General features: G+C 39.5%; 15 protein-coding genes. 7 read left to right on the forward strand and 8 right to left on the reverse strand.

Annotated elements, in window-relative coordinates:
* The first annotated feature begins 22 nt into the window (after positions 1 to 22).
* Positions 23 to 829: a hypothetical protein gene (locus tag F3059_RS05815; RefSeq protein WP_151167192.1), complete on the forward strand. Its 807-nt coding sequence runs from the start codon at positions 23 to 25 to the stop codon at positions 827 to 829.
* An 8-nt stretch (positions 830 to 837) separates the two neighbouring features.
* Here F3059_RS05815 and uvrA read toward each other — a convergent pair whose 3' ends face one another.
* The 5 genes from uvrA to rlmD all read right to left on the reverse strand — a co-directional run bounded on the left by uvrA (position 838) and on the right by rlmD (position 7,193).
* Positions 838 to 3,690: an excinuclease ABC subunit UvrA gene (gene uvrA / locus F3059_RS05820; RefSeq protein WP_223274551.1), complete on the reverse strand. Its 2,853-nt coding sequence runs from the start codon at positions 3,688 to 3,690 to the stop codon at positions 838 to 840.
* Between the two features lie 100 nt (positions 3,691 to 3,790).
* Positions 3,791 to 4,486 carry a DUF2490 domain-containing protein gene (locus tag F3059_RS05825; protein ID WP_151167193.1) on the reverse strand — a complete coding sequence of 232 codons (696 nt, stop codon included), beginning with the start codon at positions 4,484 to 4,486 and terminating at the stop codon, positions 3,791 to 3,793.
* The gene (locus F3059_RS05830) at positions 4,486 to 5,058 is read right to left on the reverse strand and encodes a hypothetical protein (RefSeq protein ID WP_151167194.1); all 573 of its coding nucleotides are present in this window, start codon (positions 5,056 to 5,058) and stop codon (positions 4,486 to 4,488) included. The genes F3059_RS05825 and F3059_RS05830 overlap by 1 nt, the downstream gene beginning before the upstream one ends.
* Positions 5,059 to 5,126: 68 nt before the next feature.
* Entirely contained in the window at positions 5,127 to 5,723 is a 597-nt protein-coding gene (locus F3059_RS05835) for a methyltransferase (protein WP_151167195.1), read from the reverse strand.
* 6 nt (positions 5,724 to 5,729) lie between these two features.
* Positions 5,730 to 7,193, reverse strand: coding sequence for a 23S rRNA (uracil(1939)-C(5))-methyltransferase RlmD (gene rlmD, locus F3059_RS05840; protein WP_223274552.1), 1,464 nt, complete (start codon positions 7,191 to 7,193; stop codon positions 5,730 to 5,732).
* A 135-nt stretch (positions 7,194 to 7,328) separates the two neighbouring features.
* Here rlmD and F3059_RS05845 point away from each other — a divergent pair, with 135 nt between their 5' ends.
* Positions 7,329 to 10,637 carry a LamG-like jellyroll fold domain-containing protein gene (locus F3059_RS05845; RefSeq protein WP_151167196.1) on the forward strand — a complete coding sequence of 1,103 codons (3,309 nt, stop codon included), beginning with the start codon at positions 7,329 to 7,331 and terminating at the stop codon, positions 10,635 to 10,637.
* Positions 10,638 to 10,645: 8 nt separating this feature from the next.
* Here F3059_RS05845 and F3059_RS05850 read toward each other — a convergent pair whose 3' ends face one another.
* Positions 10,646 to 11,284 carry an outer membrane beta-barrel protein gene (locus tag F3059_RS05850; RefSeq protein ID WP_151167197.1) on the reverse strand — a complete coding sequence of 213 codons (639 nt, stop codon included), beginning with the start codon at positions 11,282 to 11,284 and terminating at the stop codon, positions 10,646 to 10,648.
* Between the two features lie 138 nt (positions 11,285 to 11,422).
* On the opposite strand from F3059_RS05850, the gene F3059_RS05855 reads away from it, so the two are divergent.
* The 5 genes from F3059_RS05855 (at position 11,423) to F3059_RS05875 (ending at position 14,387) form a co-directional block, all read left to right on the forward strand.
* Entirely contained in the window at positions 11,423 to 12,112 is a 690-nt protein-coding gene (locus tag F3059_RS05855) for a sulfotransferase family 2 domain-containing protein (protein WP_151167198.1), read from the forward strand.
* 11 nt (positions 12,113 to 12,123) lie between these two features.
* Positions 12,124 to 12,807, forward strand: a complete 684-nt coding sequence (locus tag F3059_RS05860; RefSeq protein WP_151167199.1) for a YqiA/YcfP family alpha/beta fold hydrolase — start codon at positions 12,124 to 12,126, stop codon at positions 12,805 to 12,807.
* Between the two features lie 124 nt (positions 12,808 to 12,931).
* Entirely contained in the window at positions 12,932 to 13,396 is a 465-nt protein-coding gene (locus tag F3059_RS05865; protein WP_223274553.1) for a hypothetical protein, read from the forward strand.
* 83 nt (positions 13,397 to 13,479) lie between these two features.
* Entirely contained in the window at positions 13,480 to 13,905 is a 426-nt protein-coding gene (locus F3059_RS05870) for a DoxX family protein (protein WP_151167200.1), read from the forward strand.
* Positions 13,906 to 13,922: 17 nt separating this feature from the next.
* Complete coding sequence (locus F3059_RS05875; protein ID WP_151167201.1) at positions 13,923 to 14,387, forward strand: MarR family winged helix-turn-helix transcriptional regulator; 465 nt, start codon at positions 13,923 to 13,925, stop codon at positions 14,385 to 14,387.
* On the opposite strand, the gene F3059_RS05880 is transcribed toward F3059_RS05875, so the two are convergent.
* Together F3059_RS05880 and F3059_RS05885 are read right to left on the reverse strand one after the other, a co-directional pair.
* Positions 14,388 to 14,915, reverse strand: coding sequence for a hypothetical protein (locus F3059_RS05880; protein WP_151167202.1), 528 nt, complete (start codon positions 14,913 to 14,915; stop codon positions 14,388 to 14,390).
* Positions 14,916 to 14,917: 2 nt separating this feature from the next.
* Complete coding sequence (locus F3059_RS05885) at positions 14,918 to 15,337, reverse strand: hypothetical protein (protein ID WP_151167203.1); 420 nt, start codon at positions 15,335 to 15,337, stop codon at positions 14,918 to 14,920.
* Positions 15,338 to 15,347: the final 10 nt, after the last annotated feature.

The raw sequence follows: 15,347 nt of genomic DNA on the forward strand, positions 1-15,347 counted from the left end.
ATAGATTTGTTTTCAAAAAGCAATGAAACACTGTACAATATTAACTCTATTTTTGTCCGTTTTTGTGATGGGGTCTATGGCTCAAAGTGTCAATGACCTGGGGTGGTTCAGAGATTCTTATACAGATCAAACTTATATTGGCTTAGGATTAAACCATACATGGATTTCAAATGATGAAGCTCCCAATCCTGATGCTCATAAAAGAAGCGGCTGGACGGTTAAACTTGAATCAAGAAAGATTACCTATGAGCAATGGAAGTCAAGCAGATACTGGGAACACAAAATGTTTGGTGATATTATCAATTACTACGCTAATTACAGAAAAGGAGATGCTTCGATTTATGTTTCAGAATCGAGTCATATCAGTACCGGATTATTCGGTTGGTGGTCGTGGGTTTGGAATGTGACTAAGCCGGGAAGGTTTTCAGCAGCGGGCGGACTCAACCTCAATGATTTCTTTTTGCATTCTTCATATGTAAAAGATGAAAACTCTCAGTATGATCGTATATCAAACAAAACACGAATAGAACCCAATGGCTATTATTTTGCAACTGGTCCATCAATTCGCATGAACTACATGATTACCAGTGGTATTCAGTTGGAATACTTCGGGTCGTTATCCATTCCGTTTGGTAGAGTGACACCTGAAGATTTCGAGAACCAAAATGACGATTATCCAAATCCGTTTTTTCTGAATAACAATGTTGAAATCATCAGTTCCTATGGCTTTTATGCAGGCTTCTCGTTCACTGATATCATCAATAGGGGAGACAACCCAAACAGCTCTATGCGAAGAGATGCTTACCTGGGGTTCAGAATAAAGCTTTGATTTTATGGTCAGAGCTCGTTCTTCAAAAACATGCCGGTGTAAGAGTAATCGAGTTTAGCGATTTCCTCAGGCGAACCTGTGGCAACGATTTGGCCTCCGCTTACGCCACCTTCAGGTCCTACGTCAATAATGTGATCAGCAACTTTGATGATGTCCATGTTGTGCTCGATAACTAGAACCGTATTCCCTTTTTCAACCAGACTATTCAACACATCCAGCAAAATACGGATGTCCTCAAAATGCAATCCTGTTGTGGGCTCATCCAAAATGTAGAACGTATTTCCGGTGTTCTTTTTCGATAGCTCAGTAGCCAATTTCACTCGTTGCGCTTCACCTCCGGATAGTGTAGTGCTCGCCTGCCCGAGTGTAATGTAACCGAGCCCCACATCTTGTAGCGTTTCAATTTTTTGCCTGATTTGCGGAATCTTATCGAAAAACGGCATCGCATCGTCAATCGTCATTTCCAGCACGTCACTAATCGATTTTCCCTTGTAGCGAACTTCGAGTGTTTCGCGGTTATAGCGTTTTCCTCGACAAGTTTCACACTCCACATAAACATCGGGGAGGAAGTTCATCTCGATGGTTTTTAGTCCCGCACCCTGGCAGGTTTCGCATCGGCCACCTTTTACGTTGAATGAGAATCTTCCCGGTTTGTAACCCCTGATTTTCGCTTCGGGTAAGTTGGCGAAAAGCTGGCGAATATCGCTGAAAACTCCGGTGTAAGTTGCCGGGTTTGATCTCGGTGTACGGCCAATTGGCGATTGATCGATATCAATCACTTTGTCAATATGTTCGAGGCCAGTAATTTTGTCGTGCTCAAGAGGTCTGCGGCTCGAGTTGTAGAGGTTCTGACTGAAATAAGGATAAAGCGTTTCATTGATAAGAGTCGATTTTCCACTTCCTGAAACACCAGTCACGCAAATGAATTGTCCAAGCGGAATCGAGATATCAACATTCTTGAGGTTGTGGCCTTTAGCACCTTTTATTTCAATCGCCTTGCCGTTTCCTTTTCTCCTTTCGGTCGGAACCGGAATTTCCTTGCGGCCCTGTAGGTAATCGGCAGTGAGAGAATCGGCCTGTTTGATTTGATCAGGTGTTCCTTCAGCTACGATCTTTCCACCGTGCACACCAGCATGCGGACCGATATCCACAACGTGGTCAGCTTCGAGAATCATGTCTTTATCGTGCTCCACCACAATAACGGAGTTCCCTACATCTCGTAATTCTTTAAGCGCTTCGATGAGTCTGTGGTTGTCGCGTTGATGCAAACCGATACTCGGCTCATCGAGGATGTAGAGCACACCAACGAGCTGACTTCCAATTTGTGTTGCTAGCCTGATTCGCTGTGCCTCACCACCAGAAAGTGATTTGGAGCTACGGTGAAGCGTGAGGTAATTGAGCCCAACATCCAGTAGAAAATCAATACGTGAACGGATTTCCTTTAAAACCTCTTTAGCAATGATTTTTTGGGTTTCGCTCATGCGTGACTCAACATCACTGAACCATTCTTTCAGTTGAATGATGTCGAGCTGAGCCAGGTCAGCGATATTTTTATCGTCAATCTTAAAGTGTAAAGCCTGCTTTTTGAGTCGGGCACCTTTGCACGAAGGGCAGGGGACTTTATTCATGAAGCCCTGCGCCCAGCGCTCAAATGCTTTCGTTGGTTTGTCGTTGTATTGCTGCACAATCCAGTTGACAACACCTTCAAACTTGATCGTGACATTTTTGCTGATGCCAACATAATCATCTTTGTAAGTGAATTGCTCATCGGTTCCGTAGAGGACTGCTTCGAGCGCTTCTTCCGGGATTTTATTGATCGGATCTGAAAGTTTAAAACCGTATTTCTTCCCGATTAGCGCAATCTGCTTGAAAATCCATGTGTTCTTTTCTTCTCCGAGTGGAGCAATTCCGCCACGCTTGATCGAGATTTTTTTATCCGGAATGATTTTATCGAGATCTACTTCGCTCACATCACCAAGGCCGTTACATTTTTTGCAGGCTCCGTAAGGTGAGTTGAAAGAGAAGAGGTTAGGAGCGGGGTCGTCATAAGAAATACCGGTTGTGGGACACATCAGGTTGCGCGAATAATGTTTCACATCACCACTTTCGTGATCCATGAGCGAGATGAGTCCGCCACCTTGTTTCATTGCCGTTTTCACGCTGTCGCCAATTCGCTTGCGCGTATCGTTTTCAACTTTAATGCGATCGACAACAATTTCGATATCGTGAACTTTGTAGCGATCGAGTTTCATCCCGTGAGTGATCTCTTTTACTTCGCCATCCACGCGAACGCGTAAATACCCGCGCTTAGCAATATTTTCAAAGAGTTCACGGTAATGTCCTTTTCGGCCTCGCACTACAGGAGCTAAAACAAGCACACGTTTTTGGTTGTAATCGTCCATGATCAGATCCAAAATCTGCTCATCAGTGTACTTCACCATTTTTTCTCCCGTCTTGTAAGAGAAAGCTTCTCCGGCTCTGGCAAAAAGGAGACGCATGAAGTCGTAGATTTCGGTTATGGTTCCGACCGTAGAACGTGGACTCCTGTTAACCGTCTTTTGTTCGATTGAGATGACCGGAGCCAAACCGGTTATTTTGTCCACATCAGGACGCTCCATTTTACCCAAAAACTGACGGGCATAGGATGAAAAGCTCTCGATGTAGCGTCTTTGTCCTTCAGCGTAAATGGTATCAAAAGCGAGGCTCGACTTACCAGATCCTGACAGACCGGTAATCACAACGAGCTTTTCGCGCGGTATGGTGACGTTTATGTCTCGGAGATTGTGAGCACGGGCGCCATACACCTCAAGTGTTTCTTCCTCGTTAATCGCAATCTTCATTTCCGGATCAATCTCTTTCATATTCAATTCTAAAAGGCTGCAAAGGTAAATTGTTCACGCCTCTTAAAAAGTGTTTGAGTAGAATTTCGCTAACTGATCTGGAAATTAGTTGAAAAGCAGTTTATTTTTTTGCTGAAAAACTGGCAAACCAGCCAAATTTAATCCACGTTCTATGCCTTATGGATTGAGCTGAAAACTTATCAGTGCGGTAGTCTATAGCCACTTGCACCTTTTGATGCTTAGTGAGTAATTTACCAACACCTAATACGAATCTGTTTTCAAAACCGGTGTCGTCATTTTGATGACTGATGATTCCTTCATCTGATAATATGCAATAGAATTCGGTCGGATCCAGCGATTGGCCTGATAACGGGATTTCAGCTGAGAGGCGATATCTACCGCGAAATTCGGGGTTTTCTTCAGCGGCAAAAGTTTGATCGGTTCTAATTCGATGACCGAGTTTGATTCCTGTTAACGGCTGTACAAACGAAATTTGTTGAATTGAGCGGTTACTGTTGTTTGATTGAGGGTCAATGCGGTATTGATATCCTATTGTAACCGAAACAAACGGGTTGATAGACTTTCCAATAAATCCCTGGAAATCTGTTTGGTTGTGGTAATAATTATAGTGGGGATTCATATCTGGCGAAGTGTTTATTATACCTTGCTGTGATTCGATTTTTGTGCTGATCTTGAACTCGTTAGCTGTTTTGTAACTAAGTTGCGCTTCAGGGAAAAAACCGAAGATGGAGGTTGGGTTCTGACCAAAACTGAACAGGTTGATGAACAGAAATATGGAAAATAAAAAGGTCCGCATTAAAAGTTGAGGTTGTTAGATGTGTTGAGGATTACTTCTCTTTTTTGGATGTATTTACCTTCATCATCAAAAAGGGCTTCCCAAATTTTTTTGTCCTGCTCTGTTTTGCCGTAGAATTTGATCTCGTAACGGATTGTGAGATCTTCAAACTCGTTTTCATCAATCAAATCTTCAAGGTCATCTTCGTCTCCTGTGTATTGGATTTGAATTTTGCGGATTTTGAATTTTTTGAAATTCGATTGGAAGTAGTTTTGAAGGTTTTCTTTCACTCCCGGTAGAAGTTCATCCCATTCTTTAATGATCTCGATATCCTGGATATTTCCGAGCGTATCAAACTCAACACTGTGAAGATCGTCCATGAATTTCACCTTTGCTTCATAGCTGTAACTGCCAGATGTTTCTTCAAAGTACCATTTGATTTGGTTTTCGAGATCTTCGTAAGCATCATCCATCCATTCGATTGCTTTGGATGGTACTTCATTTGATTTTATGCGCTTTTCACGCTCAATTTTTTCCTGAGCCAGACTCAAAATTGGAATAAAACTGATCAATGCAACTAACAGAGATTTCATGTTGCAAAAGTAGTATGGCTTTTTCAATCACATAAAATGTGCAGTTGATTTAACCGGAATTTACATGACTAATCAACAGGTTTGGTGCAAATGAAAAACAATTCCCTGCCTCTCCTGGGCAAAATAGAATTGTGAGCAGTTTCCATCAGATCCACTTTTAGTTTGTGACTGAAATAGTTGAGGTATTCTGTTTTAGAACCTCCAAAAGGTGGACGGTCTTTTGATAGTGGATCGTCAAATAGTAGTCCAACAAGTTTTCCACCGGGTTTTAGAAGGGAGTACATTTTATGGACATAGTCTTTTCGTTGAGCAGGTTCAAGCGCACAAAAGAAAGTTTGTTCCAGTATTAAATCATATTCTCCTTTGTGATCGAAAAAATCTTCATTGTGAACATACTCTTTGGGGAAGTTTGGGTTAGCTTCTTTAAACTTTTCAAGTGCTATTGTTGATAGGTCTAGTGTGTGGACGTTTGTAAAACCTTTTTGATGAAGATAAGCCGCTTCGTAACACTGTCCGCAACCGGGAATTAAGATGTGCTGTTTATAATTCTTTAATTGATCAATATAAAGCTTGAGCGGAGGAGAAACTTCACCAATATCCCATCCGGTTTCACCGTTTTTCCATTTACTTTCCCAAAACTTCTTCCCAAATCTCGTTTCTTTCATGATCTTTTACTCTTTCTCAAACAAGCTAACTGTTTCAACGTGTGCTGTGTGTGGAAACTGATCCACTACACTAAACTTTTGCAGAATATAGCCACTTTCGTTTAGATGGACAAAATCCCGAGCCTGAGTTGCCGGGTTGCACGATATATAAACGATTCTTTTTGCATCCAGTTGTATAACTCGCTTGAGCGTTTTTGGTGCAATTCCTGATCTTGGCGGATCTAAAACAAGCGTTTTAATGTTGTTTTTGTATTCCGGATATTCGAGTAAAAACTTGCCCACATCAGCAGCAAAAAACTTCAGGTTTTTCAACTTGTTGAGCTCAGCATTCTTTCGCGCATTTTCAATTGCACTTTCCACGATGTCTACACCAATGATTGATTTTGCACCATTGCTTTGATGAGCGAGGATTTGACCAATAGTTCCTGTACCGCAAAAGAGGTCGAGAATTACTTCTTCATCGTTTCGGTCAGAGCCGGAAAGAGCGTAGTCAACGGCTTTTTGATAGAGCTTTTGTGCAGCAGCCGGGTTGGGTTGAAAAAAGCTGTTGATACTCATTTCAAACTCCAAATCGAGGAGGTTTTCATGAATAATCGATTTCCCGTAGAGCAAGTGTGTTTCTGCGTCTTTGTCAAAAGCTCTGTCTCCCAGGCTGTCGTGGATCGTATGCATGATTCCGGCCAGGCGATCTTTTCCAAATAATTCAATCAGCTTTGAAACGAAACTCTCTTTGTCAAATTCCTCAAGATGAGAAGATGAAGTCGTGAGGTTGAAGAGTAGTTTATCTTCACTAAAACTCTTTCTTATATTGATGTAACGATAAAACCCTTTGTGACGAGCAGGATGCCAGGCGGGTAGACCAGTGCTTTTCAAATATTCGCGCAATTCACCGAACTGATTTTCAACATCGGCATCGAACAGACCGGAATCAGCATTCATGTTTTCAACGCTGAGCCATTGTCCGCGATGTTTGAACCCAAGACCAAAGTCGTTGTAGTTTTCGTTTTTCTCAGTATCCCAAATCACTTGCGAAAAACTGTATTCCATTTTGTTGCGGTAATGCCAGTCGCGCGGTGACGGAATGAACTCATCGAACTTTGACTCGAGGTTTTCCTGTTCGCCTATTCGTTTGTAGAGTTCAAATGTGGAATTTTTTTTATGAGCGTGTTGCTCTGCTAAGGGCCAGTTGGCAAAAGGAGCTCCCGGAATAGACTGATAGGGTGTTTCCACTTCATTTGAAGATCGCTCGAGGACCTCAGCGAGTTTGCATTGAGCGTAATTCTTTTTGCGTTTCACGACCTTGGCTCTGACCGTTTGTCCCGGAATTGAGTTTGCTACAAACACTGTGTAGTTTCCATTCTCAGTAGGGATACGAGCAATGCCTTTTCCGCCAAAAGCCATGTCCTCAATGTGAAAAGTGAAATAGCGACCTTTTTTGAGGTCTTTTATGGAGATGTTTTCCTGTGCCAAATCAATAAATTTTGGCAAAAGTAGAATTTAGTTAAGAGTTCATAGGGTATTAACAACCTACATTTACAATCCGATTAAAAAGTTAAGTTTGTATTGAAATAAAGTTCAATGGGGAAATAATCTTTTAACTGCTCAATGTCTACAAGGTTTTTTATTTTATTCTTTTTCATTTCCAAAATAATACTTTCACAGGGAAGTGGTAATGCACTGGTTTTTGATGGCAATGATGACTACGTGAATATTGGGAATCAGGTAGCTAACAATTGCAGAACAATTGAAGTTTGGTTTAAGCCAGCCATCAATATTACTTCTTCACTTCCTAATCCATCCTGTTTAGTTGTAAGGGATTTTGATAATGGTAATGGAGCAAGTACTGACGAGTTTGGTTTAGCTTTCCACCCATCAGGTTGGGGAAGCAATGCAGGAAGGTTGGTTTTTGTTAGAAGAATTGGCTCAACTTCCTATGATATCGCTTCAGATCAAAACAACTGGCAGGCTAATCACTGGTACCATGTTAGTGTTTCGATTGATGCTACATCAGGGATGAAAATGTATATCAACGGAGTTTTGCAGCAGAATACAAATCCTTCTACAGCTCCCATTGGCACTCAAACAGGCTCATCTTCTGATAATGTCTCGATCGGAAAGTGGGGGAACTTGAATCAGAATAGGTATTTTGAAGGTGAGATCGATGAGGTAAGACTATGGGATGTATCCAGAACGCAACAGGAAATCCGTGATAATATGTGTTCTTCATTATCTGGAAATGAGCCTGGCTTGCGGGCTTACTGGAATTTTGATAGTGGATCGGGAAATACATTGATCGATAATAGTCAGAACAACTATGATGGTACATTGAATAACATGACTAATAGTAATTGGGTTTTTTCCGGAGCGCCAATCGGTGATACGAGTACACATACTTATTCAGCAAACTTATCAACTACGACAACTATTCTTAATACTGGTATAGGAGATGAGTTAACAGTCGATAATATCAACTCTAATGCTGATGGTGTTCATATTTACAAGGTTGATACTCTGCCGAATGATACAGTCGGAATCGGTAGTCCGCTCGGTAATTATTACGGTGTATTCTTAACAGATATCAGCGGAACTTTTGATGTTTCATATGATTACAGTTGGCATGGTTGTACTAACTGTGATCAAATTCACTCCAGAAATGATAATGCTGATACGAGTTGGCAATTATTAACTACACCTCCGGCAAACTGTGAGTTTAATCTTTCAAATCAGAGCACAGTTGGTTATGACTATCGTGCAGAGTTCATCATAGATACGAGCCCATTATTGACGCTAACTAATTTTTTGGGTAGTGACACTACAATTTGCCAGGGCGATAGTTTTGATTTGAGTGCTTCATTTCCCGGAGCTACATATTTATGGCAGGACAATTCTACAGATTCTACCTTTACAGTTACGCAGGGTGGTATTTACTGGGTTGAAATTACGCTTAACGGTTGTACGGTTAGTGATACTATCAATGTTTCTGAAACTATCATTGATCCGTCCCTCGGTAATGATACCGCTATATGTATTGGTTCTAGTTTTGATCTCAATGCTTTTAACCAGGGAGCTACATATTTATGGCAGGATAATACAACTGACTCTATTTTTACAGTAACACAAGGAGGCACTTATTGGGTAGAAGTTTCGAAAAATGGTTGTTTAGATAGCGATACAATAAATGTTACAGTCCTCGATCCTCAACCAAACTTCCCCAATGATACTAGCTTTTGCCAGGGAGATAGTATCACACTAAACGCTGCTTTTCCAGGTGCTACTTACTTATGGCAAAATGGCTCAACTGACTCTGTGTTTACAGCTCAACAAAGTGGGACGTATTGGGTAGAGGTAACAGCAGGGAGCTGTGTTGCAAGTGATACAGTTGATGTAACTGAAGTTTCTCTCAACCCTGACTTAGGTAACGATACTACTATTTGTCCTGATGATAGCATTGTTTTAAATGTTCAACATACCGGAGCAAATTATCTCTGGAATGATAACTCTACAGATTCGGTTCTGACCGTTAATCAGTCAGGTATTTATTGGGTGAGTGTTTCGCTAGGAGGCTGTTCGCAATCAGATACGATCTCGGTTTCAGAATACAACTTCAATCCCTATTTAGGAAATGACACTACAATATGCCCGGATTCAAGTCTTTTACTCGAAACACAATATCCAACTGCCGGACATTTGTGGCAGGATAACTCTACGGATTCTACATTCTTAGTAAATCAGCCAGGGACTTATTGGGTTGAAGTGACAGGTAACAACTGTGTTTCCAGCGATACCATTAATGTGGATGTTTTTGATTTTGACTCATTTCTCGGAAATGATACCACCTTGTGTTTAGACTCGAGTATTTTATTGAGTGCTCCATTTGAGGATGCGTCATTTATTTGGCAGGATAATTCCACAGACTCTACTTACCTTGCAGATCAGGGTGGGACGTATTGGGTTGAAGTGCAGGTTAACAACTGTTTAGCTTATGATACTGTAGAAATTGAAGAGATCGATTTCAGCATTTCTCTAGGAAATGATACAACGATTTGTGCCGATTCGAGTTTGGATCTGACCACAGGATACCCCGGACTGAGTCATATTTGGCAGGACAACTCAACAGATACGTTATTTTCAGTTTCTCAATCTGGTATCTACTGGGTTGAGGTCGATTCTCTCGGATGCAAGGAAAGTGACACAATTCAGGTACAGGAATTCAATTTAAATCCATTCCTCAGTAATGACACTACAATTTGTGCGGATTCAAGTTTGACGTTTACTTTGCAGTATCCAAACTCAGCTTACTTGTGGCAGGATAATTCAACTGACTCTGTTTACACCGTTAGTGAGCCCGGAATGTACTGGGTTGAAATTCAGGGTGCTGTATGCTCATCAACTGATACAATTGTAGTTGACCAGTTATCTGTCAATCCAAACCTAGGGCCAGATACTGCATTTTGTAGAGGAAGTGGCATTTACCTCAATACATTAGATTCATATGGATCTTATTTATGGCCTGATAATTCAACAGCCACAACTTACTTTGTTTCAGAGCCCGGATCTTATTGGGTTCAGGTTCGCGATCAGGGATGTGTTGGGAGAGATACAGTTGAAGTTGATACGATCAATTGTGATACATTACTTTCAGAACCTGAAGTAGTACTAGAATTGCCAAACGTTATAACCCCCAATAACGATATGATCAATGATGTATTTACCCCAAAGAAAGTTAGAGGTATTCGATCAATGAATACTGTCATCTACAATAGGTGGGGTGAAAAAATGTTTGAAAGCGATTTCACAACAATTATGTGGGATGCTTATAAAGCATCTGACGGAACCTACTTCTGGATTATAGAGTATACCGATGTCAACGGGAACTCAGGAACCAAAGAAGGGGATTTGATGATATTGAGGTAAATCTCAAACTATTTGATCATGTCTAAAATATATTTCTCATCTAATAAATAAATCACTCCTAAGCTGACTGGAATATATTGAAAGTCGCCTGCTATTGCATACCCGGCACTAAACTCAACTCCAATTTCTTCTGATACCATGTAGTCGCCACCTATTTTTGGGACTATTGTAAACTCATTATTTTTAACTACTTGTGACTGTGGAGCAAGAAATGGTCCTGAATAAACTATATATTGTCTAATTAGGTTGACTCCAATATTCAAACCAGCGTAGATATTGATATCTTCATTAGGCATTAAGTGGTAGCTACCTGTAAGATATATGTTGTTCATTGTTAAAGGATCAATTTGTGGAGGAGTTGTATTTATCCCAGTAAAATCTGGCTGTTCAGCAATGTATCCCATTCTTTCATACTTTAGACCAACACTGATGTTTTCCTTTACCATATATTTTGCTGAAACATTACCACCAAAACCAATACTGTACGTGTTACTGAAGTCACCTAATGCTACTCCTGACATGAAACCACCCCCAAGCCTAATTTGAGCGTTTGCTGTTATTGAAGACAGAGTAAAGAGCATAAGAGAAATGAAGAAAATATTGAAACTTTTCATAGTGTAGAATATTTTTAGTTTAGATAAAGCCAAATATCACTTTTTTAGAATAAATACCACCCTGGTGATCTATGTTTTTTAAAAATAATTATTAACATCTAATCCAAATTATTCAAAAACATGAAAGACTAGGATGCGTTCAATATATTTGCCATTTATCAAAACGGATTCATGATCATTTCTCACAAGCACAGGTTTATTTTTATCAAGACCGAAAAAACTGCCGGCACAAGTATTGAAATTGCTCTTTCTAAAATTTGCGGACCAAACGATGTTATAACTCCAATAGAACCAGTTGATGAGGAATACAGGAAAGAAATAGGGGTTAGATCTTGTCAAAATTACCGAATACCATTTTCTAAATGGAGCTTTAAAGATTTCTTGAATTCATTGAAAATTCTTAGACTGCCTTCATTCTACAATCATATGCCCGCTAAAAAGATAAAGCAATATGTAACAGAGGACCAATGGAATGATTATTACAAGTTCACATTTGAACGCAATCCATTTGACAAGTTGATCTCTTATTACTTTTGGACGAACACAAACAACGACTACAGTTCTATTCAGGAGTTTATCGACTCTGGTAAAGCAAAAGGTATAGCGGGATATGACCTTTACACGATCAATGATGAAATTGTAGTCGATAAGGTTTACAATTATGAAAACCTTAAAGAAGCTATGCTTGATATTAGTTCAAAACTAAAACTTGATGAAGAATTAAAACTCCCCCAAAGAAAAGCTAAAGGTCACGTACGTAAGAATCGTGATCATTATAGCAAGGTGCTCAACAATGATCAAATCGAATGGGTGAAGAAAGAGTTTTTTAAAGAAATCGATTTATTCAACTACGCTACCTAACTGGAAACTCGATGAGCTATGAAACTGTAAAAAATACTGATGCAGGAATTTATGAAGACTTATCCGGTTCTGATAAATTACTAGTGACGTTTGGTGGTGTAAATCAGGGTGTTGGGGTTCCTGTTTTCGAGTTTTTTAATACGATTTCTAACATTGAATGCGATAAAATATTGATTCGTGATCATCATCAAGCATGGTATCAAAAAGGTGTTGATAATGAGCTGAACTCTTTTGATAAAATTAAGTCCTATTTAGAAGAACTAATTGAAAAGAACGATTACAAAAAAGTGCTCTTTTTAGGGAATTCGATGGGAGGATATGCTGCTATCTTACTCGGTACTTTAATTGATGTACATCATATCATTGCGTTTGCACCCCAATCGTTTATCGATCCATTCTACCGTTTTATTTATCGTGACAAACGATGGAAAGAGCAAATGAAAAACGTACATAATTGCGAACAATCTCATAAGGAGTATTTCGATCTCAAAGCTTACCTGAAACAAAATCAATCTTACAAATCAAGTATTCTGATTTATTTCTCATCTTCAGACAGGCTTGATAAAATCCATGCTGAGAGACTAAAACTCCTGAATGGTGTGAGTACAATTAAAGTTTTGGAAGGTGGTCACACGCTGGTAAAAACACTTCGCGATAGAGGTGAGTTAAAGCGCATTATTGAGGGCAGTCTATAGTTCACCATAGAGTTGAACATTCTTTCAAAACCAATAATCAATAGTCTCAACCACTTATAAAATTAGAGGTTTGTTTTATTTCTATTTTATTAAATTCGATGAGCGAATTAAACAATCTATCGAGATGGAAATCAGGGATCTGACCATTAAGGGTGAATTTGAAGGTGATGAAAAGCTTGAAAAGCGTATTGACAATTTTCAGGATTACCTCAATCTTATCAATAGCCGTGATTTAGATGAAGAAGTCGTGAATTCAATAAATTCTTCAATCGATGAATTAAATCAGTTTATCGGGACGAAAAGAGGTTATAAAAATAAGCTCGTCAAGGTGAGATCCAAAATTGTGAGACTCGTTGAAAAGCAAGCCAAACTGGTACCACAAAACTATTACCGCAAATTATGGCTTGCTCTTGGAATGTCAGTTTTTGGGATGCCCATTGGAGTAGTTTTTGGTACTTCTTTTGGAAGCATGGCTTACCTTGGAGTAGGATTGCCAATTGGTATGGCTGTTGGTATTGCTGTAGGTGCAAGTATGGATAAAAGAGCACTTCAGGAAGGTCGTCAACTCGATATCGAGATCTTTTCATAAATGTTATTTTACGTGTCAATTAATAGCGTCAATATTTTATTTACATTTGTATCGTGCACGATTAAAACGTAAACGATTAAAATATGAATAACATTAATACAACTAAGGCTCAACTGATTTTCAGGATATTGCTGGGGCTGGCAATGATGTATGCCGGGATAGGACACATGACATTTCAACGGGCAGAGTTTCAGGCTCAGGTTCCTAATTGGGTACCATTGAGTAAAGATTTAGTCGTCATTCTTTCTGGGATAGTAGAAATTTTGCTCGGAGCGGGAATGATCTTTTTGTCAAAGTACAAAGTTCAGGTTGGTCTGGCTTTAGCGATTTTTTATGTTCTCATTTTTCCGGGAAACATCGCTCAATACATGAACGAAATTGATGCTTTTGGTCTCGATACAGATAGAAAGCGATTCATCAGGTTATTCTTTCAACCGGCTCTTATACTCTGGGCTCTTTGGTCATCTGGAGCTCTAAAATATTTGATCAACAGATCTAAAAAGAAGTAATTTGAAACGAAATTGAAATGGGAGATAAGTACGATTCATTAAAACTCGGGAATCAAATATGCTTCCCGCTTTACGCTACTTCTCGATTTATCACAAAGCTCTATACTCCGCTGTTAAAAGAGCTTGATATCACATATCCGCAGTATTTGGTTTTATTATCCCTTTGGGAAAATGAGCAATTGACGGTCAGAGCCATAAGCGAAATTCTGTTTCTCGAATCTAACACGCTAACTCCGCTTCTCAAACGAATGGAGAAAAAAGGAATTTTGATCAGGAAGCGATCTGATGAGGATGAGCGCGTTGTTGAAGTCATTTTAACAGAAAAGGGGTGGAGCATACGAGATAAAGCTGTTTGTATTCCTCAGCAAATTGTGGATAGCTTGAGTAGTAGCAATTTGAGCAGGGAGGATATCGTCCATTTCAAAAAAACTCTCGATCAATTGTTACCTGAGGTAAGGCAAAAAGCAGAAAATATAACTTGATTAAAATCTGAATCCGGTTGCGATCAAAAAGCCATTAGCATAAATTGGTTTTGATGGAAGTTTCTCGGCAGTTGAACCACTTCCAATTCCGCCAAGCTCAATGAAGTAGGAAGGAACACGCTTCCCCGTTCCAATAAAAAATTCAAATCCAAATAGACCAAATCCACCCGGACTGAAATCCTGATCACTAAAATCGGGATTAGGAACGGCTACAAATAAACCTCCTTCAGCGTAAATACCAACTTTTTCACTTATAGGTGATCGGTACCTGATCGCGATCTGACCATTGTAATAATGATACCAGTTCTGGTTTTCAGTTTTAGGAGAGATTCCCTGTAGCCAGTTTGTATTGGCTTTTAAGGATATGCTCAGGTTTTTAAATTCAGGGGAAATTACATGAATACCAAGGCCAAAATCGTCTTGAAATTGATTGATTTGAAAACCGAATTTAACTTGTTTAGTATCCCGAATTTGACCGATTAAAGTAAATGGAATTAAAACGAGTATCAGCGATATTTTTAATTTCATAATTATTCAAAAATTTCTGTTTTTTTAATCCCATTGATAGCTTTCTTCCTTGAAATCAGGAAAAAGATAAAATGGATCGCTAAAAATGCTCCCCAAATGAGGGCAGTGAGGTGAACTGTGAAAATGTTTTCATATTTAGAATGAAAATCGGAGAGGAGCCACAACTCACCAATTACGTTACAAATCAGGTACGTTGCAAAATGAAATCTGAATCCTATATCGTACAGAGGTAGGTCATTACCGTCTTTTTTACCAAAATACCATCCTAGGAAAAATGCTCCTAAGCCATATGCTGTAGCCATTATCCATACCTCCCAAAACAATTTGGCATCGAGCATTGAGCTTAGTGTATATCTGAAAATAACGGTGAGTATTGTCATGCTAATGATGAAGTAGATGAGATTTTTTGTAAATACTTTCATTTTAATGTCC

Origin of the sequence: Salibacter halophilus (genome assembly GCF_008806325.1) — a bacterium.
Lineage (GTDB): Bacteria > Bacteroidota > Bacteroidia > Flavobacteriales_G > Salibacteraceae > Salibacter > Salibacter halophilus.